Consider the following 25,498-nt stretch of genomic DNA (forward strand, 5'->3'; position numbering starts at 1 on the left):
AGGGAACGTTGATATAAATATATGGTCATGTTAGCATAAAATTTTCAGATTGGGAAGAATGTTATTTTACAAATCGGAAAAGACGGAAATCTTTTTTCTTCTGGATATGAGATGCTGTAAAGCTCTTGCTTCAAGAATGGAATGAGATACACAGAAGTCTAAGCGGCATTTAGTTTCCCCATTTGTTTGGCGATTGGATGTTGATAGCAGGAGGCGTGATACGCCGGAAAAAATCTTTTTTCAAGATCAATAAAAATTGCGTTAGCGGCACATCGTTCTTGAAAGAGAGCGATTCTTTTTCTAAGTCGCCTATCGTCCAAACCTATTCTATTATTTCAAGAAGGAAAAACTCCTGAATTATGCTTCATTTTATATTGTCTTTCAAATGAATCCATGTTCTAAGCACGTTCATATAAGATAATATGAGAAATTCTTCGCAAACTTTAGTGGAGAAGTGTCTAAGATGCTAAAAATATCATCCGTATCTTGACGTATCAATTTCTTAAGCCGTATAATTTGTAGAAGTTCATATTTTGTATCATTATTTCGAAAAATGGAACAAAGCAGGTGATGAAATGAATCATTTATCAACTGGAGCAGAGATCAGATCGATTAATGATTCCGCTCTTGTTGTACAGTTGGGAAATGAGCCAAGTCCGATCGTGCATCAGAGAATTATGTGTTTTTCAACGTTATTAGAAGATAATCCCTTTAATGGATTTATAGAATGTGTGCCAGCTTACCTTAATGTAGCCGTTTATTATAATCCTTATTTGGTATACCAATCTCAATCCTTTCGCACATCCGTATCTCCTTTTCAAATCGTACGTCATTATATAAAAGGTTTATTACATCAATTAGATGATCAGAAACGATTTACTGGAAGAAAAATTGTCATTCCTGTCCTCTATGGAGATGAATACGGACCAGACTTAGACTATGTAGCACAATATAATAATCTATCTATAGAGGATGTCATCCGTATTCACACAGAAAAAGAATATTTGGTTTATATGATCGGTTTTGCACCTGGGTTCCCTTTTATTGGTGGGATGAGCAAACAAATTGCTACTCCTCGAAAAAGCACACCTCGTTTAGCCATTGCACCAGGTTCTGTTGGGATTGCCGGTGAGCAAACAGGTGTATACACTTTAGAAACGCCAGGCGGCTGGCAAATTATTGGTCGTACTCCAATGGAGCTGTTTCTGCCTGATCAAGTGCCGCCATCATTATTAAAAGCCGGTGATACCATTCAATTTCTATCCATATCTCAGGAAGAGTATCAGCAATATGAACAGGGGGGAAGGAAGAATGAATAGTGTATGCGTTCTTGAGCCAGGTTTATATACAACTATTCAAGATATTGGACGATTTGGGTATCAGAAATATGGTGTGATCGTTAGTGGAGCAATGGATTTTTACGCTTTACGTATTGCGAATTTACTCGTGGGAAATAAGGAGGAAGAAGCTACAATCGAAATGACTTTATCTGGAGCGACGTTGCAATTTCAGAAGACCGCTTTAATTGCTATTACGGGGGGTGATCTCATGCCCCATATTGATGGAAAACCAGTTCCTATGTGGCGCCCTATTCTGATAAGTAAAGGATCTGTTTTACAATTCAAATTTGCTGTAAAAGGTTGTCGGGCTTATGTTGCTTTCGCTGGAGGGATACAGGTACCGAAAGTCATGAGAAGTAAAAGCACATACGTTCGAGCAGGTATAGGAGGGCTTTATGGGAGAACTTTGCAACGGGGAGATGGCTTGACATCTGGTAATTGGAGCTACATAGCAGAAGCGTTGGCACAGAAATTAGCATTATCTTCAGAGCCTTATTCATGGTCTGTCAATCCTTACCCGCTTATTCGTTTTCATCGGAACCCGTCCATCCGTGTTTTAAAAGGAAGTGAATATGACCGTTTTGATGAAGCAAGTAAGCAAGCATTTTTTAGTGAACCCTATACAATTACTACACAAGCAGATCGAATGGGCTATCGTTTAGCCGGTCCTTCTCTTGCATTAACCGAAAAAATGGATATGTTTTCTGAAGCAGTTACATATGGAACGGTACAGGTTCCTGCGAATGGTCAGCCAATTATTTTAATGGCAGACAGGCAAACAACGGGGGGCTATCCCAAAATTGCTCAAGTAATCACAGCTGACTTATCTACCCTTGCTCAGTTGCAACCGAATACTTCCGTTCTTTTTCAAAAAGTTGATTTGGAGGAAGCGGAAACAATATTATTGCAAAATGAACATATATTGCAGCAAATTGCAATTCAGATTGAAATAAAAGCGAGTTACTGAGAAAGTAGCTTGCTTATTTTATTGTATGGAAAACGATAAAATGAGTGCTTGTGGATAACGAAATAACCGACTAGTCACGTCCGGCGCATGAGCTCAGCAACTAGGTGACTTTAGAAATGCGCCCTACGATAAGGCATCATCGGTTCGCCTCTAAGAGGAAGGCCAACTAAAAACGGGCTTGCCGCCCAGACGTCGGCATACCCCTGTTTGTAGGGGCATGATTCCTTTATCTTTAGTTGATTCGTTCCATTCGCTACGTTGCTAAACGGGCGCCCTGCGCCTTTGTTCATAATCATTTTCCTCTAACTTGTGTACGATTTAAGCTGTATCATCCGTTGTTTGATAGCAAAGACAGGTACGTTATTGCTTTCATATTTACTCCAAAATTCAATCCTAAGAGTTTTCGCTTATCTGAAGTAAGATTATTACCTGAAACGTATCAGCCTATCTAAATTGATATTGGATGTATGGTGTTTGTTCAATTGATTTTAGGGCAAACTAAGATAGGTGATGTATATGAAAGCTACAGAAATAGAAAGTAAACAATTTGATAAAGCGCTGGATACCTTCATTGAACTATACAATAATTTGGAACCTGATGTGCCGCTAATCCAATTTACTGATGATGTAGTGGAGCAAATTGAAGCAGCTAAACAAGCATATGGTGAAGAGGTCATTCATGAAAAAATCAACTCCATTGTACGAGAAGCACTTTCTTGGACAACGTTAACCAAAGAAATGCAAGAAATGGATGCGCAAGAGTAATATGAAAAAATTACCGAAAAAAATACGTATACATGTTCGGTTTTTGTGGTATAATAAGAACAAACGTTCCTATGGGAGGCTGTATTATGAAGCACATCTTACAGTGGTCGAAGGAGAATAAGCAAAAGCTGATCTTGTTTTATATGGATCATAACAATCAAGTAACACAACGATTCGTACGGGTAATAGATATACAGGAAGATTCCTTTATAGCATTTTGTTTCTATCGCAAACAGGTTCGTAGGTTTAAATATAGCCACATCCTTTCCTGTGGTCGAAACCAAAGAAAGGGTAGTGCATAACAATGCGTGTATATGATCGAGGCTCTATAAAGTGGACATCTATGATGCTGCCAGAGCATGTAGATTTACTTCAAGATATGTGGAAAAGACTAGAGGATAAAGAAATGCCTATTTTGGATGAACAAAAGCTTGCAGAGTTAGATCTTCAATTGCAAACTGCTATTCACCAGGATCTCACTGTTGAAATTAAGTATTATAATGGGCGTGATTATTTAACCAGTAAAGGAAAACTAAAACACGTTAATCGTGATCATCTTTGCTTGCAATCAGATAAAGTAATTAAACGGGAGCAGGTGCTGGATATATGGATAAATTAGATTTTTCATAGAAGGAAGTTGAACTTTTTTGTCCCGTATGTAAACCTGCTCTTCCTTTTTAGGTGTTGTAACCAAGATGATAAGCGCAACATTTATTGTAAGTCACATACGTGATTCTGTTTAATTAATAGTCTAAGGATGGAAGTCCTCACTGATTGGTCTTCACTTCATCCCGTATATAAGGTGCTGTAAGACTCTGACTTCAGGAGTTGGATAATCTGTACAGCAAAAAGTCAAATTGGGTGATAACAGAACTGCACCTAATGCCCTATTTCGTAAAAGCCTTAGGCCATACCCTTGGGCTACTAACAAGCCGTGGGGGATGCAAGAAAACCCCACGGCTTGAAGATTCACTTTATCGCATGCCTGCAGGCTGCCGCTTCAAGCGCTAGAAGAAATGGAAGCGGGGGCTGACATCCTCTAGTTTCCTCTGACGGCAGGACAGTAAAACTTAGGCAGCAATTTACAAAAAAGTTTTTCAAGAAGAATGCACGTAAGTGACGTATCGTGTATAGAAAAGTACTTCTCTGTATTTACAAGGAAGATTATTAGCACACGATAACCCGTGATTATCCGAGATTAAATTATTTCTACCTTCATTCGTATAAGGTAGAAGAAAACTCCTATTATTTAGCTTGTGGTTCATAAATGTCCCAGGCAGTTTTTAAAGCTTCTACAATATATTCTGCAACTTCTTCAATCATTAGTGCATCTGTTTGTACAGTCGAATGATGAGTTTGGTAAATAGCTTTACGCTCAAGAAATAACTGTTTGATTTCAGTTAAGCTTTTTCCCTGTAACACCGGTCTGCTGTCAATAAGTAAACTAATCCGGTCCTTCCAGGAATCCCATGACAAATCAAGATAAAAAACAATACACTTTTGCAGGCAGATGTTTCTAATTTCCTCTTGAAGAAAAGCCCCTCCGCCTAAAGAGATGATTTTTAACTTTTGCTTACAGAGTTCATGAATAATTTCCTTCTCCTTTTTTCTGAATACTTGTTCACCATATGTTTGAAAAATTTCTGTTGTATCCATTCCAAAAGCTTCTTCAATAACCTGGTCTGCATCGATAAAATCCCGATACAGCTTTGCGGCTACTGCCTTTCCGATGGATGTTTTACCAACCCCCATAAATCCAATTAAAACAATACTTTTTTGACGTAAAGGAATTTTAGTACACATTAGTTAACCTCTTTCTAATTATCTGCATTTTTACCCCGTATATAAGGTGTTGTAAGACTCCCATTTCAGGAGTTAGGTAATCTGTACAGCAACAAGTCTAAGGGGAGATAACAGCACCTAAATGCCCGATAGGTCATACCATTACGGCACTAACAAGCCGTGGGGGATGAATGAAAACCCCCACTGATTGAAGATTCACTTTATACGAGTAAAGGGTACCGCGGGCTCTCGCTTCAAAGAGGAAGGAGAATCTAAGTGAGCAAGAGACAGTGGTATTCACATGTCCGATGTTTCGGATTGATAGAACAAGTAAATCTTTCTTTGGAGCTAGCATTGTAAGTAGGAGAAGAGCTATTTTCAGACCCATATAAAACCTTGCTAGTGACAAGATCTTAATGTTCAACCCCGACTAAAATATCGAATAGCAATCTATCACACGCAAAAAGCTCTTTCAGCATGTTGGTTCAATGCCTTCTGTTTAATTTTGATAAAAGAAAGGCTACTGGTTCATCTTATTTTATTCATTATAAGCGAAAAAATAGAGACTTGCACTTGAAAAAATATCTAGTTGGCAATCCTACCTATTGCTATTATAATAAGGTATCAATGAAAGCAAAGGATCACAATGATGATTTTAATATAAATAGACAGTGTACACGAAATGAGACCAGACATGGTGTTTAGGCTAGAAAGTTTGTAATAAGCGTTGTGGAAATCATATGTTAATTAAAAATAACATAAAGGAGAGAAAAACATGGAGACGGTCACAGTGAAAGATGTACATATAGGAGAAGGCATGCCAAAAATTATTGTTCCAATCATGGGGGCAACATTACAAGAGATTAAACAGGAAATAACAGAAGCCAAACGGGAGAAGCCTGATATGATGGAATGGCGTGCAGATGCTTTATCAGCTGGAGATAATCTGGAAGAAATTCTCCGTGTGTTAGCTCAAATAAGACCCTTGATAGAAGATGTACCTTTACTTTTTACATTTCGAACTTATAAAGAAGGGGGACAGAAAGAAGTAACTCTGGAATACTATGATCAGCTGTTGAACCAAGCGATAGAATCTGGACTTATCGATTTAATTGATATTGAATTCTTTACAGAAAAAAAGATTCGAGATAAATTAGTACGACAAGCAAGCAAACGCCATGTTATGGTTATATTATCGAATCATGATTTTCAAACTACCCCAACGAACGATGATATGTTATCACGTCTCAAGGGGATGCAAGATGCAGGAGCAGATATTGCGAAGCTGGCAGTAATGCCTCGCGATGCAGAAGATGTCCTACGCCTGCTACAAGTAGCAGCAAAAATGAAGGCAACTTATGCACAAAAACCATTTATTACTATAGCTATGGGGCCTTTAGGTATCTTAAGCAGGATTGGCGGTGAGCTGGTAGGTTCAGCAGCTTCTTTTGGCTCGGGGATGCAAGCTTCGGCTCCAGGACAACTATCGGCTACAGAATTAAAAAATTTACTTCAAATGATGCATCGTTATTTACAGAAATAAAATAGGAAACAGGTCAATGTTATTAATCATTCTTGTTATAGCAAGCTCTTTCTTCTTCTGGTAAGGATTATATAAAAATGCTGAAGCATTATTGCAAACTAAATAATGCTTCAACATTCCGGATTCTAATGTGTGCTACTGAAAAATCCATCATTTGTTGCTTTTTTAATTAACTACCATTTTGCTTTTTTCTTGGATAGAAAAAATTTATAGATGAACTCTATGCTCGCAACAGTAGATGCCACAATGAAAAAAGAGCTTAAAATGGTATTGGTTTCGAGTCCATACTTATTGAACGCTGATGATAAAAGATAACTTACTATAAAAGAAAACAATAACAAACTCAATAATTCTCCTAATTTTCTAGCCCTCATTTCCCCCCTATTTCTTTAAGATAACATAATCTTACATTTTAGTAATAAATTTCTCCAACTATCTTGAATGGCTTTATAAAGAAAAAAGCGAGCAAGAGCTCTCTTCCCAAGAGGCCCCTACGTAAGCATTTAACTGTCAGCTAAGTAGTGAATTATTCACCTAACAATCTGCTTAATTTGTTCGATGGTGCCAACGATCGAGCCATCGTTGTGTAAGTCTGCTCTTATATAATGCTGCAATGCCCTCCAAAATAAAACGCGGTATTTTTTTAGGAGTATATTTTTTAAAATATACAGAATCAAGAATACGTTTAATATCCTCCCACTGCTGGTCGTGCTTCGTTTGCCTAAATCTGGCAACATCGATAACTTTGACCATTCCTGTTGGTGTAAGAATAATATTTCTTAAGTGAACATCAGCGGGATTTAGTCCTTGCTGCTTTGCGTAGGCAAATGCTTGATCTGCTTCTTGAATATGCTTCTTCGTGAACGGTATCCCTTTCATTAAGCAATCATATAAAGTGACACCAGGAATGTAATCAAGCACAAGATAATTAGTGCCAAATGCATACATTTTTGGAAACAAAGAACATCCCTTTAGCTGTTGATAAACAGAAGCTTCTTCTCGTGCGATATGTTCATAACCTGTAGGAAATACTTTAAGCACTTTATCTGTTTCTTCCATTTTACATACTACTGCACTTCGACCGCTGCCTATAAGTTTCAAGGCAGGAGACATAGATTCAATGATAAATTTATGCTTTTCTGTTTTTATTTTTATACTATGAACTAAAGCGGATATTTCATCAGGGCCCAAAGTAAACACTCCTTAGCACTACCCGTGATTAATATGCGGATATATCCAATCAAACAGCAGCTTTTTCTAGTCAAAAGGATGAAAGCTGCGTCAGCAATATGTCACAGATGCCAGTCTTTATTCTTGTTCTTATAAGTATAGAAAAAGTCGTGCTTGAATATGGCACTTTATCTAATTTTTGAATGGTGGTTTCGAATCGCTTGTCGAGCTAATTTATCTGCGTGCATATTTTGTTTTTCAGGAATCCATTTAATAAAAAAGTGAGGAAAGTGAGAAGAATGCTCATGGATTGTTTGTAACAACGGGATAAACGCTTTGTTTTTTGTATAATTCTTCTCAATTGTTTCAACAACGATTTTGGAATCGGCGCGAAATGATAAGATTTCATTTGGGAATTTTTCTTTACAGATAATTAAAGCTTGGATAACAGCATGAAATTCAGCTTCATGGTTAGAAAGATTACCTAAAAAGAAGGTATAATTGTACTGGTTATGTCCTTGCTTGATATAAATACCGGCTCCGCTAGGTCCGGGGTCTCCATTAGATGCCCCGTCTGTGTATACCTCTATCATGCTTGTACCTCCTTATATGTATGCCGATTATAGCATATACGGATATAGAACAACACGCTAATGATATGGAAGGTGAAGAATGCAAGATGATATAAGAATTTGCTGACTTACATTATTTTCTTTTTATCCTGCATATCAGGTGCAGTATGACATCTGCTTCGAGAGTAGAATATCTGTACTTTAACAAGTCTAATTGTGAGATAATAGACCTAAATGCCCTTTTTCATAAGAGACCTTTAGTCATACCATTACTGTACTAACCATCAGTGGGGGATGAAAGAACCCCTATTCTGGTTGAAGATCTACTTTATAGCAAGTCTTTTTGAATAACATTCTCTAGAAGGAAATTCGTTTTTATGGCAAAATAAAAGAAAGGGAAGAAAGTAGGGGATAGTCATGAAGTTACAGCTTGTTAATGAGCAAGTGTTACAATGGAAAATGAATCAATCCTTGATGCAGTCTATTCAAATATTGCAATTTTCCAGTACTGAGCTAGTCGATTATTTAAAAGAACTAGAAAAAGAAAACCCGCTCATTGAAGAGATAAACTATGATGATGCGAATATTCCGTATCGATCTTCTACGGATAATACAATAGCTCCAGGAGAAATAAATGCAAACGAGTTAAGCATGTATGATCATTTAAAGAAGCAGTTATATACGTTGAACATACCAGAGGGAATGAGACCGATTGTTTTATTTGGTATTGATTCCATCAATGAAAGCGGTTACCTAGATATTGATCTGCTACTATGGGCTGAGCAGTGTCAGACTACTGTGGAGAAGGTGGAGCAAGCATTAAAGTTCATCCAATCTTTGGAACCAGCTGGTATAGGAGCAAGGACCTTAAGCGAATGTATCGTTTTACAATTAAATATTCCGTCTGAAGAAGTTCCGTTTGTAAACGATTTATTGAACAATTATTTAGAATGGGTAGCTGAAGAAGATGTTGAGGCAGTAGCGACCCATTACGAAAAAAGTCCTGCATATGTGAAAGAATTGTTTGACCAAATTAAAACATGTCACCCAAAACCGGGACATTTGCTAGATACGAAAATAGACCATTATATTATTCCCGAAGCTTCTATTTATAAAGAGAACGGAAAATGGCATTTATCATTTTATTCTTGGAGTGCGCCTAAGCTAACAATTAACGATGATTATTATCATATGAAGGGGATCGGCAAGGAAACGGAGAAATACATTAAGGAAAAACAGACACAGGTAGAAATGGTGAAAAAAGCAATTGCCTATCGGAGTAACACGTTAGAACGTGTTATACAATGCATCATTGAAAAGCAATCCCTGTTTTTTGAACATGGAGCTCATATGCTGCAATCATTAACATTAAAAGATATTGCAGACGAATTGGAACTCCATGTGTCAACGATAAGCCGCGCTATCGCTCAAAAGTACGTACAAACTCCAACTGGAATTTTACCATTAAATTTCTTTTTACAAACTGGAATTAAACAAACAAATGGTACAAAGGCTGCTGCATCTGCTGTTAAAAAATTTATCGTTGACCTTATAGATAACGAAGATAAGCGTAAGCCTTTTTCTGATGAAAAAATACGGAGATTATTAGCGGATCATTATGATATTACAATTGCAAGGCGTACGGTCATGAAATACAGAGAACAAATGCAAATACCATCATCAACAAAAAGAAAGGAGCGATAGTTTGATAACGGTATATTTTTATACGAAAACTGCCTGTCCCCTATGTGATGAGGCAAAATGGATGCTGGAAATGTTTCAAGATGAATACGGATTACAAGTGGAAGAACGGGATATATACACCAATGACCAATGGTTGGAACAATATCAATTAATAATCCCCTGCATTCAAGTTAATGGCGAAATACTAGACGCCTCTCAGCTAAGTTGGGAATCATTGAAAAAATTTCTGGAGCAATATGCGCGCAAGTAAAAGCAGGGGGGGCTGGCCTGCTTTTGAGGACGTGAAGTCAGAAGAGAAAGTTGTGAAGTAGTAACTAGAACGTTATAAGTGTAAAGCGCTGTCTTAGAGCAATTTCTAAGAATGCATGGTTAGCTTCACAAAAGGTAAGCAATCTTTCTAGCACTGAAAATGGCACTTAAAACGTTTTTGCCCTTGTAATAACAAACAGTTATGAAGGAATAATTTGATAAATGCCGCTAACTAACTTCATTGTTTTTCAAAAAAGTGATAAGGTTAGGTATCTATTTTTCGAAAATGTTAGAAATTGGGGCTGATTTCAGCAGATGACATATCTTAATGGAGACATTCAAAACTGTGAGAAAGTAGACTTGCCAAACAACAACAATGCTGCAAACATTAATAAAGGAAAGACTTACAAAAGCATAAACTTATGATCTTCCTATGGATCCATAATAATATTGGGCATAAAAGTACTATTGGCAGCAGTTTTATTTTATACATATTAACGCGGCATAGCTAAATCTAATCTGCTTTCAATCCGCTTCACATAATGTTAACATTATATTGGTTGTGTAATTATATATATTTGGTATAATATACATGTAAGCGAGATAACATAAAGCAAGGAAAAATTTTTTTTGCAGCTTCCGGGACGTAATATATCCACCCGGGACTTCAAAGGTCCAGGTGAAGGAGTCCTTAGAATGAGAAATTTAATTCAACTACAAAAAAGATTACTACCTGATATGCTGGAAGTAATGCAACGGCGCTATGCGATGCTGCGCACCATTGATCTGTTAGAGCCAATAGGTCGAAGGGGACTAGCTGAAAACACAAATGTGACCGAACGAACTGTACGAGGAGAAATCGAACTTTTGCAGTCACAAGATTTAATTCAAATAACTGCGAAAGGTATGTTTATTACAAAAGAGGGTAAATTAATCCTAGAACAGTTAGGTGCATTTATGAGTGAGATAATGGACTTGCGTGCGTTGGAAAACAAACTAAAGGATGCGTTATCTATCCGTAACGTTATCGTTGTCCCTGGAAATAGCGATGAGCATGAATGGGTTAAACAGGAAATGGGGAAGGCTTGTGTGGCAAGCTTAAAAACCATGATTGGTGAACAACCAACGATTGCTGTAACTGGTGGAACCACAATGGCTGCAATAGCAGCTATGATGACGCCATTTGAACAGAGCAATAATACGCTTTTTGTCCCGGCACGAGGCGGTATTGGTGAAAAGGTAGAAAACCAGGCTAATACGATTGCGGCTGAAATGGCTCGCAAAGCACATGGCGATTATCGCTTGCTGTATGTTCCTGATCCATTAAGCGAATCAGCTTATCAAATGATCATCCAGGAGCCAAGCGTGAATGAAACATTATCGCAGATAAAAACGGCAACGGTTGTGATGCATGGAATTGGCGATGCGCTCACAATGGCGTATCGGAGAAAAACACCAGAGGATATTGTGGAAAAATTGCGCGAGCATCAGGCGGTAAGTGAAGCTTTTGGTTATTATTTCGACAAAAAGGGTAATGTTGTACATAAGGTGCGTACAGTTGGAATACAGCTGGAAGATTTAAAGCAAATCCCTTATGTTATTACCATTGCAGGTGGGCGCTCTAAAGCGCAAGCAATTGCTTCGTATTTTAAGCGAGCAAAAACAGAGCTGCTAATCACCGATGAAGCAGCCGCAGAAGAGATTTTAAGGGGAGCATCCTCCCTTTAAATATAAATTATTAATTCATTTTTAGGAGGAATTATAATGGCAGTAAAAGTAGGAATTAATGGTTTTGGTAGAATAGGACGTCTTGTATTTCGCCTTGCTCTACAAAATGATGATGTAGAAGTAGTTGCAATCAATGACTTAACCGATGCTAATATGCTAGCTCATTTACTAAAGTATGACTCTATCCATGGTATTTTGGAAGAAGAGGTTTCTGTAAATGGTTCAAATATTGTTGTTGGTGGAAAAGAAATCAAAGTAATGTCTGAAAGAGACCCTGCTCAATTAGGCTGGGACAAACTTGGTGTAGAAATTGTAATGGAATCTACGGGACGTTTTACAAATAGAGAAGATGCACAAAAGCATATTGACGCTGGTGCGAAAAAGGTAATTATTTCTGCACCTGGTAAAAATGAAGACTTAACAGTAGTAATGGGTGTTAACGATAAAGAATATGATCCAGCAAAACATCATGTTGTATCTAATGCTTCTTGTACAACAAACTGTTTAGCGCCATATGCTAAGGTTTTACATGATAACTTTGGTATTAAACGCGGTCTAATGACTACAATTCACTCTTATACAAATGATCAGCAAATCCTTGATTTGCCACATAAAGATTATCGTCGTGCTCGTGCAGCAGCACAAAACATTATCCCGACAACAACTGGTGCTGCTAAAGCAGTTGGAAAAGTTTTACCAGAATTAAATGGTAAGTTAAATGGTGGCGCAGTACGTGTTCCTACTCCAGACGGTTCTTTAGTAGACCTTGTTGCTGAATTAGAGAAAAATGTAACAGCAGAAGAAATCAATGCTGCATTAAAAGAAGCTGCTGAAGGTGAATTAAAAGGAATTCTTGAATACAGTGAAGCACCACTTGTATCTTCAGATATTTTAGGTAACCAGCACTCTTCTATTGTAGATGGCTTATCTACAATTGTTTTAGAAGATAACCTAGTAAAAGTTATTTCTTGGTACGATAATGAAATGGGTTATTCTGCTCGCTGTGTTGATTTAGCAGTACTAATGAACAACAAAGGACTATAAGAAAAAATAGCGGGGGAGGAGCATGAATAATCCTCCTCCTTTTTCCTTGTTTTTAAGGAGTTTAATGCATTTCATAAGCTGCTGATCGGAGAAAGGGGATCTAGTATAATGTATGCTAGGGCTAGGAGAGTTAGAACTTATCTAGAGATTTTCTAACCAGTTCTGCTTTATAGTCAAAAGAACAAGCAATGTCCCTTTATCTTATGAATTGGCATGAAAGAAATTTCTTTGCTAATCTAAGAGTGAAGCAACAAGCAAGAACGACCTCTTTAGAATGTTTCATTTCTTGGTAGCTATCATTCGTTATGTTGGGATAATTACATATCCTGAATATAGGAGGCAGAAGAACATGAATAAACTGTCAGTAAAAGATCTTGATGTTAAAGGAAAAAAAGTTTTTTGCCGCGTCGATTTTAACGTACCGATGAAAGATGGTGAGGTAACAGATGATACAAGAATCAGAGCTGCCTTACCTACCATTGAATATTTATCTAATCAAGGTGCGATCATCATTTTAGCAAGTCATCTTGGTCGTCCTAAAGGAAAAGTTGTAGAAGAGTTACGCCTAGATCCTGTAGCAAAACGATTAAGTGATTTAATCGGTAAAGAAGTCGTAAAAACAGATGCAGTATATGGTCAAGAAGTCCATGAAGCAATTGCCAAGGTAGGCGAAGGCGATATCGTTTTAATCGAAAACGTCCGCTTTGAAGCTGGTGAAGAAAAGAATGATGAAGCATTGTCACAAGCATTTGCTGATCTGGCGGATGTTTATGTGAATGATGCATTCGGTGCAGCTCACCGAGCTCATGCTTCAACAACTGGTGTAGCAGAAAAGCTTCCTGCCGCTGCTGGATTTTTAATGGAAAAGGAACTATCTGTTTTAGGTCAAGCATTAGAAAATCCTAAACGTCCATTTACAGCTATTATTGGTGGGGCGAAAGTAAAAGATAAAATTGATGTTATCGATAATTTACTTGAAAAAGTAGACCACCTTATTATTGGTGGTGGCTTAGCCTATACTTTTATTAAAGCACAAGGCTATGAAGTTGGTAATTCATTATTAGAAGAAGACAAAATTGACCTTGCCAAACAGTTTATGCAAAAAGCAAAAGATAAAGGTGTCGAATTTGTGCTTCCAATTGACGCTGTTGTAGCGGACAAATTTGCTGAAGATGCCGATAAAAAAGAAGTAGATATCGATCAAATTCCAGCTGACTGGGAAGCGTTGGATATCGGTCCTAAAACAGCTGAGAAATATGCAGAAATTGTTGCTAACTCTAAATTAATTATTTGGAATGGTCCAATGGGAGTTTTTGAAATGGATGCTTTTGCTAATGGAACAAAAGCAGTTGCTGATGCATTAGCAAAAACAGAAGGATATACCGTAATTGGCGGTGGAGATTCTGCAGCTGCTGTGGAAAAATTTGGTCTAAGTGATAAAATGGATCATGTATCTACTGGTGGAGGAGCATCTTTAGAATTTATGGAAGGTAAAGTTCTTCCAGGTGTTGCTGCATTAACAGATAAATAAAATGGTATGAGGTGAGACGATGCGCAAAAAAGTAATTGCTGGAAACTGGAAAATGAACAAGCTAGCAAACGATGCGAATCAGTTTGTCGATGAGGTGAAATCAAAGCTACCTCAGTCAGAAAAGGTAGAGGCGATCGTTTGTGCCCCATTTCCTTTCTTAGCTCAGCTTGTGGAAAAGACAAAAGATACGAAATTGAAAGTCGCTGCCCAAACAATGCATTATGAAGAAAGTGGTGCATATACAGGCGAAGTAAGCCCGGAAATGCTTGCAGATTTAGGTGTTACCTATGTGGTATTAGGGCATTCTGAGCGTAGAGAATATTATAATGAAACAGATGAAACAGTGAATAAGAAAGTGCATGCTGCATTTAAGCACCAACTAACACCTATTGTCTGTGTTGGCGAAACGCTAGAACAGCGTGAAGCAAATGAAACAATGGATCATGTGGAAATGCAAGTTACAAAAGCACTAGAAGGGTTAAGCGAAGAGCAAGTTGCCAATACCATTGTCGCCTATGAGCCTATTTGGGCAATTGGTACTGGAAAAACAGCGACTAGTGAACAAGCAAATGAAGTTTGTACGCATATCCGTGAGGTTATTGCAAAACTTACATCTAAAGAAACAGCAGACAAGGTTATTATTCAGTACGGTGGCAGTGTCAAGCCTGCAAACGTAGAAGAACTATTGGCTCAATCCGATATTGATGGTGCATTAGTTGGTGGAGCTAGCCTTGAACCAGATTCATTCTTGCAATTAGTGGAGGCAGGTGCAAAATGAAACAAAATAAATTAGCGGCATTAATCATCTTAGATGGCTTTGCGATTCGTGATGAAGTCAAAGGTAATGCAGTGAAACAGGCCAACAAACCGAATTTTGACCGCTATTGGAATCAGTATGCTCATAGCCAGCTAACAGCCTGTGGTGAAGCTGTTGGCTTGCCAGAAGGACAAATGGGTAATTCTGAAGTCGGCCACTTGAATATTGGCGCTGGTAGAATTGTGTATCAAAGCCTAACACGTGTTAACTTATCGATTAAAAAAGGCGAATTCTTTGAAAAAGAAGCGTTTATAAAATCGATGCAACATGCAAAAAATAATGATAAAGCTCTACACATTTTTGGCTTGCTTTCAGATGGTGGTGTACACAGTCACATCAATCACTTATTTGCGCTATTGAAGCTTGCGAAAGAACAAGGCTTAGAAAAAGTGTACATTCATGCGTTTCTAGACGGACGAGATGTTGGTCCACAAACAGCTAAAACCTATATCCAACAAACACAGGATAAGATAGCGGAGTACGGAGTTGGTCAAATTGCAACCATATCCGGACGTTACTATTCCATGGATCGAGACAAGCGTTGGGATCGCGTGAAAAAAGCATATGACGCCATGGTATACGGAAAAGGACCAAAATATACCGATCCGTTTGCCGTTATTGACGAATCCTATGCTAGCGAAATCTATGATGAGTTCGTTATCCCATCCGTTATTACGAATGAAGCTGGCGACCCAGTTGGAACTGTAGAAGATGGAGATTCGATTATTTTTTACAACTTCCGCCCAGATCGTGCCATTCAAATCTCACGTACTTTTGCCAATGAAGATTTTCATGATTTTGACCGTGGAGACAAAGTTCCAAAAAACTTAGATTTTGTTATGCTAACTAACTTTAGCGAAACGGTAAACGGCTATGTTGCTTATGAGCCGGTTAATTTAGATAATACGGTTGGAGAAGTTTTAGCACAGCATGATATGAAACAGCTAAGAATTGCTGAAACAGAGAAATACCCTCACGTAACGTATTTTATGAGTGGTGGGCGTGAAGCAGAATTTCCAGGTGAAAAACGAATCCTAATTGATTCACCAAAGGTAGCGACGTACGACTTAAAACCAGAGATGAGTGCTTATGAAGTGACGGACGCGTTGCTAAATGAACTCGAAACTGGGGATCGTAACGCGATTATCCTGAATTTCGCCAACCCAGATATGGTTGGACATTCTGGTAAATTGGAGCCAACGATAAAGGCAATCGAAGCAGTGGATGAATGCTTAGGAAAAATCGTCGATAAAATTATCGAACTTGGTGGTCATGCGATTATTACTGCAGACCATGGTAATTCAGATGAGGTCATAACTTTAGAAGGAAACCCAATGACAGCTCACACAACGAATCCAGTTCCTGTTATTGTAACAAAAGATGATATTAGTTTACGTGATGGCGGCATTTTAGCAGATTTAGCCCCAACGTTGCTTGATCTCTTAGATATTGAACAACCAAAAGAAATGACAGGCCAGTCATTAATAAAAAAATAACTCAACGTTTTGAAAAAAGGAGACGATTTGAATGCCATATATTACAGATGTTTACGCTCGTGAAGTATTAGACTCTCGCGGTAACCCAACCGTTGAAGTAGAAGTATTCACAGAATCAGGTGCTTTTGGTTCTGCATTAGTTCCAAGTGGTGCTTCCACTGGAGAATATGAAGCAGTAGAATTACGTGACGGCGACAAAAGCCGCTACCTAGGTAAAGGTGTTTTGAAAGCAGTTCAAAATGTGAACGAAGTGATTGCACCTGAACTATTAGGAATTGATGTAACACGTCAAAACATCATCGATGCGTTAATGATTGAACTAGATGGAACAGACAATAAAGGAAAATTAGGCGCTAATGCTATCCTAGGTGTATCGATGGCTGTTGCTCACGCTGCTGCAAGTTATTTAGAAGTTCCGCTTTATAACTACCTTGGCGGTTTCAACGCAAAAACGTTACCAACACCAATGATGAACATTTTAAATGGTGGCGAGCACGCAGACAACAACGTTGACATTCAAGAATTTATGATTATGCCAGTTGGAGCTGAAACGTTCCAAGAAGCACTTCGTACAGGTGCTGAAATCTTCCATTCCTTGAAAAACGTATTAAAATCAAAAGGTTATAACACAGCTGTAGGTGACGAAGGTGGTTTTGCTCCAAACCTCGCTTCTAACGAAGAAGCATTGCAAACGATTGTTGAAGCGATCGAAGCAGCCGGCTATAAGCCTGGTGAAGAAGTAAAACTAGCAATGGACGTAGCCGCTTCTGAAATTTATGAAGATGGTAAGTACAACCTGAAAGGTGAAGGTGTTGTTCGTACATCTGAAGAAATGGTTGACTGGTACGAAGATATGATCAGTAAATACCCTATCGTCTCTATCGAGGATGGATTAGACGAAAACGACTGGGACGGCTTCAAGCTTCTAACAGATCGTCTCGGTAAAAAAGTTCAATTAGTTGGAGATGACTTGTTCGTAACAAATACTGAAAAATTATCCAGAGGTATTGAGCAAGGAATCGGTAACTCTATCCTTATTAAAGTAAACCAAATTGGTACTTTAACAGAAACATTTGAAGCTATCGAAATGGCAAAACGCGCTGGTTACACAGCTGTTATTTCTCACCGCTCTGGTGAAACAGAAGATGCTACTATTGCTGACATTGCTGTAGCAACAAATGCTGGCCAAATTAAAACAGGTGCACCATCTCGTACCGACCGTGTAGCTAAATATAATCAATTACTACGTATTGAAGATGAATTAGCTGGCATGGGTGAATACGCTGGAAAAATAGCATTTTACAACTTGAATAAATAAGGAATAGATAACGACCTCCCCGTTCGTATGATAGCGAATCGGGAGGTTTTTTATATTGTAAAGGAACCTATAAAATGGGGTGCTTGGGGATAACGAAATAACTGAATAGCCACGTCCGGCGCATGAGCCCAGCAACTAGGCGACTTTAGAAATGCGCCCTACGATAAGTCATCATCGGTTTGTCGCTAAGAGGAAGGCCGACTAAAAACGGGCTTGCCGCCCGACGTCGGCATACCCCTGGTTGCAGGGGCATGATTCCTAAATCTTTAGTTGATTCGTTCCATTCGCTACGTTGCTAAACGGGCGCTTGCGCCTTTGTTCTACTATAGGAAAGCATTCTTGTAATAAAAGGTTACGTTTCATTCAGGCAAAAGAAAACTTGATTCTAACGGGGTCACCTGGAACGGGAAAAACACATTTAGCGACATCCGTAGGTTTTGAGGCATGCAAGACGGGATTAGAGGTCAGGTTTTATCGGGTATCTAATTTGGTGGAAAGCCTGGAGAAAGCTTGGAAAGAGGATAGACTGGCATCCTTCCAAAGCAAGTTCAAAAATGTTGACCTCGTTATCTTAGATGAGATTGAATATGTTTCTTTTACTACGGAGGTTGACGAACTATTCTTCCAGCTATTTTAGTTGTTACTTGCTCTTGTAAAAACCGCCCAACAGCTTACTGGATTTCACTTTATAAACATCTTATGCTTTACCTTCAAGATAATCTAAAAAGACGGAAAGTTGTGAGCGTTTTTGCGTTCCTTAAATCTAAGAGAAAGAAAAAACGGATTCAAATTCGCTTAAAGTCAGCTATCCTGAACCCGTTTAAGATAATCATTCATTCTTTGTTTTTTTTGGGGGGATTTTTATAAATTCCAAATAAAGAATTAAAAAAACAATAGGGGTAATGATAAGAAAAGTAATAACATAGGTGTATAATTTCTCCTTATCAGTAATGTACATACTCGTATAATACGCAATTGAAATTAAAATAATTAGATAAATAATGTATCTTAAATACTTCATTTTAAATTAACCTCACTTTGTTATATCAATCCACCCATTATTTCTATACCAATCTTTGGAATCTATACCCCTAGCTAGGGCTACACCAACATTTAAATAATCTAAGGCCACATAAATAGCGCTAGAAATTACTGTTACTATAGCTACTCCTCTAACTGATTTTATTTTTAATTTTTTCGCTTGAGCAGTGGCTACCCTAGATAAATTTTTTGCGACTACTTTCTTGCCTTTCTTTTTAATATAACTTTTAAGTGCACTAACACCGCCACCAACAACCCCACTAATCGCTACATTAAATACGGCTCCAGCAAGATTAACACCAACTCTTATTTTACCCTTTTTCTTTTTAGCCGCGTATACTTTATTTGAACCAAAAATCAACTTTTTCGTCCTGGAAAGAAGAGCTATTTCTTCAGATTCGAGTTTTTCTACATAAGCTTCTTCTAGGCTTTCCTGAGTAGCCTCTAAATCATTAAATGTTTCAGAATCGCTATTAAAAATATCAATAAGTGCTTCCTCTAACAATTCAACTTCTTCCGTATCAGAAGTTGCTGCTACTTCTTCAATAACTTGTAGAAATTCATTCTTTTCCTCCCCGTCCATTTTTGCTATGTCTAAATCATTAACAGCAGCCTCACAATCAAAATCCTCATCCAAAATCTCAGGATTAAATGTATCAGCATCCTCATCCATATTTATTCCGAATTCTTTAAGTTCATCTTCACTCATTTTTTCTAAGTCATCAAAAGTAAGATCTTCTAAAGGTAATTCATCATTAAAAAATTCCGCTTCAAAATCATCAAAAGAAGTTAACGTATAGCGGTTCTGTAATAGTTGAAACTAAAAAAATAATAGCGGAAAAAAGTAATATCTTAGGAATACATCTTTTCATATTACCACTCCTAATTAAGTTTTCCTGAATTTCAAAATAATTATATATTAACTGACAACTATTAGCTACACTATTTTTAAGACAATATTCGACATAGTGATAATTATTATATACAAATTACTTTAAAGTTCTATAATAATAACGTGCAAAAAGTTTATGCTCTGCTGATCTATATTCTTCTAGGCTTTTTTTGTATTTTATATCGCTAAATATTTGCTCCTATTTTGACATTTTTAAAATTTACTTGTTGAAGGTTATGAACGGGGAAATCATCCCCACCCTTTAAAACGACTTTTGGGGGGGACATGCGGATGATTGGGATGATAATTCTGACACTGAAAACAATGAGCGTGGCTTATTGCCGCATCCAATTATTTTAGCTGCAAGTAAGGGGGGCAATAATCGATGAAAGTAATTATTCTGCATTATGGAAACTATATGGCAAGGTTATCCATGCGTAAGTTTTTGGATGAGTATGGAAATACTTATTGGAGCATCGACGAAGATAAACGTGATCGTTTACAATCCAAGCTTATGCAAGCAAATAGAATGGAAATTCTCTGCATGCCAAACTTACCTATTGAAGAAATCGAAATTCATGTGTGTAGGATGATTTTCAAATATAAAATTCTACACAAATTAAAAAAATTCTCCATAAAAATGACAAGAAACGCATTACAAGCGATAGACCAAAAGTAGACTCATTTAATTCCTATATAGATTACAGAAAAGAAATAGGATCATAAAGATTATGTGAGGAAATATGTGATACATCAACTTTATATAGAAATGAAGTGGGCACTTAAATTCTAGGATCGGATTTACTCAAGGCAAGCAGCGAAAAACTTGAAGTTCTATTGCACTATATTGTGAGTAATTATAGAAAGCACAAATTTTTATCAGATTGAAAAGTACATAAAAGTATGTAGAGACCATGTGTATAGACGACAAGATTACAATAGTTTACGTCTTAAATTAGAAGGTTTTCAACAATGCAGTTAACTGTTCAATAGTGATATGCATTATGTTAAGGATTATATTCATAATTGGGTCAAGTATTTCTAAAACTTATATTTGTGCCTTCATTAGCTATTCAAAATTGCTTAATTAAGGGAACCTGTGGAAAATTGTCATAGGTGACTGCTATCTGGAGCAAAGCTAACTATTAAAACTTGCTAAATCTCTACAAATATGGCATAGTTACTTATGGAAAGACAACTATATAATAGCATACAAGCGTTGTAGGGGGACCAGTGTTGCTGGTTGAGATTGTATCCGTAAGATACTGACTCTTAGAACCTGATCTGGGTAAAACCAGCGTAGGGAACATGTCGATATACAAAAATGATTTGCATGTGCAAAAAGCCCTAGGTGTACGTAAGCCCCTAAGGCTTTTTTTATTTCGTATATACTTGGCAGATGAACATATCTTCTAAACATAAAACCAACATAGGAGAATGCAACTGCTGGTGAATGTCCAAATCGGTTCATTGAACAATCAACGGAGGAGAGCTCGGTCTTTCGTGATTGGAGTTTCCCTTATTCTCAGTACCTTACATAGCTGTAGTTATTCTGGAGGAGGAGACACATTGAGAAAATTCATCATGCTAAGTTTGTTCATTATTTTGTTAGCAGCATGTAGTACAAATGGCGATGAGTCAGGTAAAAAAGAAAAAGCGGCAGATAAGAACCTAAAGGAAGTATCTATTGTTCTTGATTGGACACCGAATACCAATCATACAGGGCTATATGTAGCGAAAGAAAAAGGATATTTTAAAGAACAGGGATTGAATGTTGATATTAAAATGCCGGGAGAAGCAGGTGCGGATCAGTTAGTGGCGTCTGGGAAGGCTGACTTCGGTATTGGTGCTCAGGAAGGAATTACGGAAGCGAGGGTACAAGATATTCCGATCGTTTCCATTGCCGCGATTATTCAGCACAACACATCTGGCTTTGCCTCACCAAAAGAAAAAGATATAACAGAGCCTAAAGATTTTGAAGGTAAAACGTATGGTGGTTGGGGAGCTCCGGTTGAAAAAGCGGTAATTAATTCGTTGATGAAGCAGGACGGAGCCGATGTTGAAAAAGTGGACATTGTAAATATGGGGGAAACCGACTTCTTTACTGCCGTAGAGCGTGATATTGATTTTGCATGGATTTATTATGGCTGGACAGGTGTAGAAGCTGAACTTCGTAATGAAGAGGTCAATATGGTTTATCTCACAGATTACTCGGAAAAGCTGGATTACTATACTCCAGTGCTGACAACAAATGAAACGATGATTGAAGAAGAACCGGAGACGATTAAAAAGTTTTTAGCTGCTGTATCGAAAGGGTATGAGCTCGCTATTGATAATCCTGAGGAAGCTGCTGACATCTTAATTAAAGCAGTGCCTGACTTGGATGAAGATTTAGTAAAGGCAAGTCAAAAATGGCTAGCGGATAAATATCAGGATGATGCAGACAGATGGGGCGAACAAAAGCAAGAAGTATGGGAAAACTATTCGACCTGGATGTTTGACAATGAATTGTTGGACAAGCCTTTGGATAGTGAGAAAGCATTTACAAATGAATTTTTACCAGAAAAATAACCAAGGTACTCGTTAAACAATAGATCGACCTACGTCACATCATTTTGATTACGAGTGGCTTCGATATGATTGTAGAAACGGAGGAGAAGTAATGGCTAATGCGCTTGTAAGTATACAAATCATTCCAAAAACAAAAAACGGGGAAGATGTGATTCCTTATGTGGATGAAGCAATTGCAATTATTGATGCGTCTGGGGTTCCTTACCATGTAAGTCCTTTGGAAACAACGATGGAAGGTGAATTACCCGACTTGCTTGCGATTGTAGAGAAAATGAACCAACGGATGGAAGAATTGGGTTGTCCGAGTGTTATTTCGCAAGTGAAAATATTTTATCAGCCATCAGGTGCATCTATGGATAAGTTAACGGAGAAGTATCGCTAATGCTTAAGAAAATACTAAAAAGAGGATGGCGACCGGTTTTGGTCCTCATCCTTTTGATTATGGTGTGGGAGTTAGCGAGTAAGTTGTTTGCCATTCAAGAATGGCTATTACCTGCGCCGTCATCTATTGGACAAGAGGCAATCGCAGGCTGGGGAGATTATAAGCATCATCTTGGTGCAACGATTCAATTATCTATGATGGGATTTGTTATTGGTAGCAGTGTTGGTATCGTTGTCGCTGTATGTCTGCATTTAGTGCCGGTATTACGTGAGGCGTTATATCCATTATTAATTATATCGCAAAATATCCCGATCATTATATTAGCTCCGTTACTCGTTGTTTGGTTTGGCTTTGGTATATTACCTAAAATTATTGTCATCACGCTCGTCTGCTTTTTTCCGATAACGATTGCTGCTTTGGATGGGTTTCGTCAGACGAGTGGGGAATTGAAGCATTATATGGAAATGGCTGGTGCGAATAAACGGCAAATCTTTTACAAATTAGAATGGCCCCATGCGCTACCATCACTATTTAGCGGATTGAAAATCGCAGCTACCTATAGTGTAATGGGAGCTGTTATTTCTGAATGGCTTGGAGCTAGTGAAGGAATGGGTTATTATATGACACTTGCTTCCTCTTCATTTCGTACGGACCGAGTGTTTGTAGCGATTTTGTTTATTGTCACATTAAGTTTACTATTTTTTGCACTTCTTTCCTATGCAGAACGAAAAGTGGTTAAGACTCCTGCTCAACAGGAAGACTAGTATAATATGATAAATCTTATTATGAGTCAGCATGTTAATGTAATGTTAATGGAAGAAGGAGAAGCCAATGGGGAAATTACAGGTACAAAAACTAACAAAATCATTTGGTAGTAATCAAGTGTTAAACCAGCTTTCTTTTTCCATTCAAGATGGAGAATTTGTTTCCATTTTAGGACCATCTGGAAGTGGGAAAAGTACGTTATTTAATCTGATCGGTGGGATTATGAAGCCAGATGCAGGGTCTATTCGCTTAAATGATCGAGATATCACGGGCTTGCGTGGGAATATTAGCTATATGCCACAAGCTCCTTCCCTTTTTCCGTGGCGGACGGTTTTGCAAAATGTTTTACTTGGAGAAGAAATTGCTAATGGAAAGGCAGATGAAGAAGAAGCACGAGCAATGATTATGAAGGCGGGTTTACAAGGATACGAGCATGCTTACCCTCATGAATTGTCAGGAGGCATGAAGCAGCGTGTTTCCTTTCTTCGCAGTATGAAAAGCCCACAATCGCTCATATGTTTGGACGAACCTTTTTCTGCTTTGGATGAATTTACGAGAGCGGAAATGCAAAAGTGGTTGTTATCCATCTGGGACCAGCATCGGAGGTCGGTATTATTTGTCACCCATAATATTGAAGAAGCATTATTTTTGTCTGACCGAATTATCGTTTTATCCCAAAAGCCGGCGGCGATAAAAAAGGAGCTTGTCATTCCATTTGCAAGACCGAGAGAAGAGGAGCTGGTTTTAAGTAATACATTTTTAGATTATAAAACACAGCTTTATTATGAATTGAGGGAATAAGTATGAATGAGCAAATCATCGATGCGCATATTCATTTAGATATGTATAAAGAACGAGAGCTTCAACAAATCCTTCAACAAGTGGAATCAACGAAATTAGATGCCATGATTGCTGTATCGTATCATTTCGCTTCCTGCCAAGTCAATTATGCTTTAGCAAAGCAATCCAAAGTGGTTAAGCCTGCCTTTGGCTTTCATCCTGAGCAAGACCTTCCAATAGAAACAGAACTTGCAGAGCTTATCCAGTTTATCGAAATGCATCATAAGGAAGCTGTTGCCATTGGCGAAGTTGGCTTACCATACTATAAGCGACAAAATAAGCCGAATTTAGATTTAAATCCGTACATCGAGTTGTTGGAAGTATTTATAAAGCTAGCCAAACGATTTGGATTACCAATTAGCTTACACGCAGTCTACGAGGATGCGGATATCGTATGTGATTTATTAGAAAAGCATTCTATTCAGAAGGCACATTTCCATTGGTTCAAAGGTGGTAAGCGAACAATCGAACGGATGGTAGCAAATGGTTATCTGATATCGATTACACCAGATATCTATTATGAACAAGAGATACAAGATCTTGTTTATATGTATCCATTAACGCATTTGATGATGGAAACGGATGGACCATGGCCTTTCGAAGGTCCGTTTGCAGGTAAAATGACACACCCGAAAATGATTCATCAAACAGCGCATAAAATCGCCCACTTAAAGGAGCAGTCGCTAAAAGACATTTACAAACAAATATACACAACAACATCTCAATTTTTCTCCCTCTAAATAGGATAGAGTGAATCTTCAATCAGTGAGGGTTTTCATTCTCTCCTACTGATTGTTAGTAGCCCAAGAGTATGACTTAAAGGCCTCTACACGAGCTGGGCATTCAGGTGCTGTTCTCTCACTTAGACTTGTTACCGTACAGATTATCCAACTTCTGAAGTGGGAGTCTTACAGCAACTTATATACGGGAAAAACGTTTTTAGTTTACCAGTAATAACCATGGCGATTACTTAAGAAAGCC

General features: G+C 37.9%; 25 protein-coding genes and 1 riboswitch. Of the genes, 21 read left to right on the forward strand and 4 right to left on the reverse strand.

Annotated features, from left to right (window positions below; translation table 11 throughout):
• Nucleotides 1-575 precede the first annotated feature (575 nt).
• From pxpB to BKP57_RS18215, 5 genes are all read left to right on the forward strand, one after another.
• On the forward strand, nucleotides 576-1,319 hold the full coding sequence (gene pxpB / locus BKP57_RS18190; protein ID WP_050353510.1) for a 5-oxoprolinase subunit PxpB: 744 nt from the start codon (nucleotides 576-578) through the stop codon (nucleotides 1,317-1,319).
• Entirely contained in the window at nucleotides 1,312-2,307 is a 996-nt protein-coding gene (locus BKP57_RS18195; protein WP_050352356.1) for a 5-oxoprolinase subunit C family protein, read from the forward strand. The genes pxpB and BKP57_RS18195 overlap by 8 nt, the downstream gene beginning before the upstream one ends.
• Before the next feature lie 516 nt (nucleotides 2,308-2,823).
• Nucleotides 2,824-3,072, forward strand: a complete 249-nt coding sequence (locus BKP57_RS18205; protein WP_050352358.1) for a hypothetical protein — start codon at nucleotides 2,824-2,826, stop codon at nucleotides 3,070-3,072.
• Between the two features lie 86 nt (nucleotides 3,073-3,158).
• On the forward strand, nucleotides 3,159-3,374 hold the full coding sequence (locus BKP57_RS18210) for a hypothetical protein (RefSeq protein ID WP_050352359.1): 216 nt from the start codon (nucleotides 3,159-3,161) through the stop codon (nucleotides 3,372-3,374).
• 2 nt (nucleotides 3,375-3,376) lie between these two features.
• On the forward strand, nucleotides 3,377-3,691 hold the full coding sequence (locus BKP57_RS18215) for a YolD-like family protein (protein WP_050352360.1): 315 nt from the start codon (nucleotides 3,377-3,379) through the stop codon (nucleotides 3,689-3,691).
• A 626-nt stretch (nucleotides 3,692-4,317) separates the two neighbouring features.
• Here BKP57_RS18215 and BKP57_RS18220 read toward each other — a convergent pair.
• On the reverse strand, nucleotides 4,318-4,875 hold the full coding sequence (locus BKP57_RS18220; RefSeq protein ID WP_050352361.1) for a shikimate kinase: 558 nt from the start codon (nucleotides 4,873-4,875) through the stop codon (nucleotides 4,318-4,320).
• Nucleotides 4,876-5,629: 754 nt separating this feature from the next.
• Here BKP57_RS18220 and aroD point away from each other — a divergent pair.
• Nucleotides 5,630-6,397 carry a type I 3-dehydroquinate dehydratase gene (gene aroD / locus BKP57_RS18225; protein ID WP_050352362.1) on the forward strand — a complete coding sequence of 256 codons (768 nt, stop codon included), beginning with the start codon at nucleotides 5,630-5,632 and terminating at the stop codon, nucleotides 6,395-6,397.
• 546 nt (nucleotides 6,398-6,943) lie between these two features.
• Here aroD and BKP57_RS18235 read toward each other — a convergent pair.
• Both BKP57_RS18235 and BKP57_RS18240 read right to left on the reverse strand, forming a co-directional pair.
• Nucleotides 6,944-7,588, reverse strand: a complete 645-nt coding sequence (locus tag BKP57_RS18235; protein ID WP_050352363.1) for a hypothetical protein — start codon at nucleotides 7,586-7,588, stop codon at nucleotides 6,944-6,946.
• Between the two features lie 167 nt (nucleotides 7,589-7,755).
• Entirely contained in the window at nucleotides 7,756-8,160 is a 405-nt protein-coding gene (locus tag BKP57_RS18240) for an RNase H family protein (RefSeq protein ID WP_050352364.1), read from the reverse strand.
• A gap of 396 nt (nucleotides 8,161-8,556) precedes the next feature.
• Between BKP57_RS18240 and rpoN the strand changes: the two genes are divergently transcribed.
• From rpoN to BKP57_RS18285, 9 genes are all read left to right on the forward strand, one after another.
• Nucleotides 8,557-9,843, forward strand: coding sequence for an RNA polymerase factor sigma-54 (gene rpoN / locus BKP57_RS18245; protein ID WP_072742125.1), 1,287 nt, complete (start codon nucleotides 8,557-8,559; stop codon nucleotides 9,841-9,843).
• A gap of 1 nt (nucleotide 9,844) precedes the next feature.
• Complete coding sequence (locus BKP57_RS18250) at nucleotides 9,845-10,093, forward strand: glutaredoxin family protein (protein WP_232231231.1); 249 nt, start codon at nucleotides 9,845-9,847, stop codon at nucleotides 10,091-10,093.
• Nucleotides 10,094-10,788: 695 nt separating this feature from the next.
• The gene (locus BKP57_RS18255; RefSeq protein WP_050352366.1) at nucleotides 10,789-11,820 is read left to right on the forward strand and encodes a sugar-binding transcriptional regulator; all 1,032 of its coding nucleotides are present in this window, start codon (nucleotides 10,789-10,791) and stop codon (nucleotides 11,818-11,820) included.
• A gap of 36 nt (nucleotides 11,821-11,856) precedes the next feature.
• Nucleotides 11,857-12,864: a type I glyceraldehyde-3-phosphate dehydrogenase gene (gene gap, locus BKP57_RS18260; RefSeq protein ID WP_050352367.1), complete on the forward strand. Its 1,008-nt coding sequence runs from the start codon at nucleotides 11,857-11,859 to the stop codon at nucleotides 12,862-12,864.
• A 349-nt stretch (nucleotides 12,865-13,213) separates the two neighbouring features.
• Nucleotides 13,214-14,395 (forward strand): phosphoglycerate kinase, encoded by a 1,182-nt coding sequence (locus BKP57_RS18265; RefSeq protein WP_050352368.1) that lies wholly within the window; start codon nucleotides 13,214-13,216, stop codon nucleotides 14,393-14,395.
• A 19-nt stretch (nucleotides 14,396-14,414) separates the two neighbouring features.
• Nucleotides 14,415-15,173 (forward strand): triose-phosphate isomerase, encoded by a 759-nt coding sequence (tpiA, locus tag BKP57_RS18270; RefSeq protein WP_050352369.1) that lies wholly within the window; start codon nucleotides 14,415-14,417, stop codon nucleotides 15,171-15,173.
• Nucleotides 15,170-16,708, forward strand: coding sequence for a 2,3-bisphosphoglycerate-independent phosphoglycerate mutase (gene gpmI, locus BKP57_RS18275; RefSeq protein WP_050352370.1), 1,539 nt, complete (start codon nucleotides 15,170-15,172; stop codon nucleotides 16,706-16,708). Before tpiA ends, gpmI begins: the two co-directional genes overlap by 4 nt.
• 31 nt (nucleotides 16,709-16,739) lie before the next feature.
• Nucleotides 16,740-18,026: a phosphopyruvate hydratase gene (gene eno / locus BKP57_RS18280; protein ID WP_072742126.1), complete on the forward strand. Its 1,287-nt coding sequence runs from the start codon at nucleotides 16,740-16,742 to the stop codon at nucleotides 18,024-18,026.
• 307 nt (nucleotides 18,027-18,333) lie between these two features.
• Complete coding sequence (locus BKP57_RS18285; protein ID WP_269466275.1) at nucleotides 18,334-18,663, forward strand: ATP-binding protein; 330 nt, start codon at nucleotides 18,334-18,336, stop codon at nucleotides 18,661-18,663.
• Between the two features lie 396 nt (nucleotides 18,664-19,059).
• Here BKP57_RS18285 and BKP57_RS18295 read toward each other — a convergent pair whose 3' ends face one another.
• Complete coding sequence (locus BKP57_RS18295) at nucleotides 19,060-19,776, reverse strand: hypothetical protein (protein WP_072742127.1); 717 nt, start codon at nucleotides 19,774-19,776, stop codon at nucleotides 19,060-19,062.
• 568 nt (nucleotides 19,777-20,344) lie between these two features.
• Here BKP57_RS18295 and BKP57_RS23470 point away from each other — a divergent pair.
• The 6 genes from BKP57_RS23470 (at nucleotide 20,345) to BKP57_RS18325 (ending at nucleotide 25,257) form a co-directional block, all read left to right on the forward strand.
• Nucleotides 20,345-20,638 (forward strand): helix-turn-helix domain-containing protein, encoded by a 294-nt coding sequence (locus BKP57_RS23470; protein ID WP_072742128.1) that lies wholly within the window; start codon nucleotides 20,345-20,347, stop codon nucleotides 20,636-20,638.
• A 534-nt stretch (nucleotides 20,639-21,172) separates the two neighbouring features.
• Nucleotides 21,173-21,282, forward strand: a riboswitch (TPP riboswitch).
• A 246-nt stretch (nucleotides 21,283-21,528) separates the two neighbouring features.
• Nucleotides 21,529-22,530, forward strand: coding sequence for an ABC transporter substrate-binding protein (locus BKP57_RS18305; RefSeq protein ID WP_050352375.1), 1,002 nt, complete (start codon nucleotides 21,529-21,531; stop codon nucleotides 22,528-22,530).
• Nucleotides 22,531-22,621: 91 nt separating this feature from the next.
• Nucleotides 22,622-22,912, forward strand: a complete 291-nt coding sequence (locus BKP57_RS18310; protein ID WP_072742129.1) for a thiamine-binding protein — start codon at nucleotides 22,622-22,624, stop codon at nucleotides 22,910-22,912.
• Nucleotides 22,912-23,676 carry an ABC transporter permease gene (locus tag BKP57_RS18315; RefSeq protein WP_072742130.1) on the forward strand — a complete coding sequence of 255 codons (765 nt, stop codon included), beginning with the start codon at nucleotides 22,912-22,914 and terminating at the stop codon, nucleotides 23,674-23,676. The genes BKP57_RS18310 and BKP57_RS18315 overlap by 1 nt, the downstream gene beginning before the upstream one ends.
• A gap of 67 nt (nucleotides 23,677-23,743) precedes the next feature.
• Nucleotides 23,744-24,478, forward strand: a complete 735-nt coding sequence (locus BKP57_RS18320; RefSeq protein WP_072742131.1) for an ABC transporter ATP-binding protein — start codon at nucleotides 23,744-23,746, stop codon at nucleotides 24,476-24,478.
• A gap of 2 nt (nucleotides 24,479-24,480) precedes the next feature.
• Entirely contained in the window at nucleotides 24,481-25,257 is a 777-nt protein-coding gene (locus BKP57_RS18325) for a TatD family hydrolase (RefSeq protein ID WP_050352379.1), read from the forward strand.
• Nucleotides 25,258-25,498 lie beyond the last annotated feature (241 nt).

It is taken from the genome of Virgibacillus sp. 6R, from assembly GCF_001895305.1.
GTDB classification, from domain to species: domain Bacteria; phylum Bacillota; class Bacilli; order Bacillales; family Amphibacillaceae; genus Virgibacillus; species Virgibacillus pantothenticus.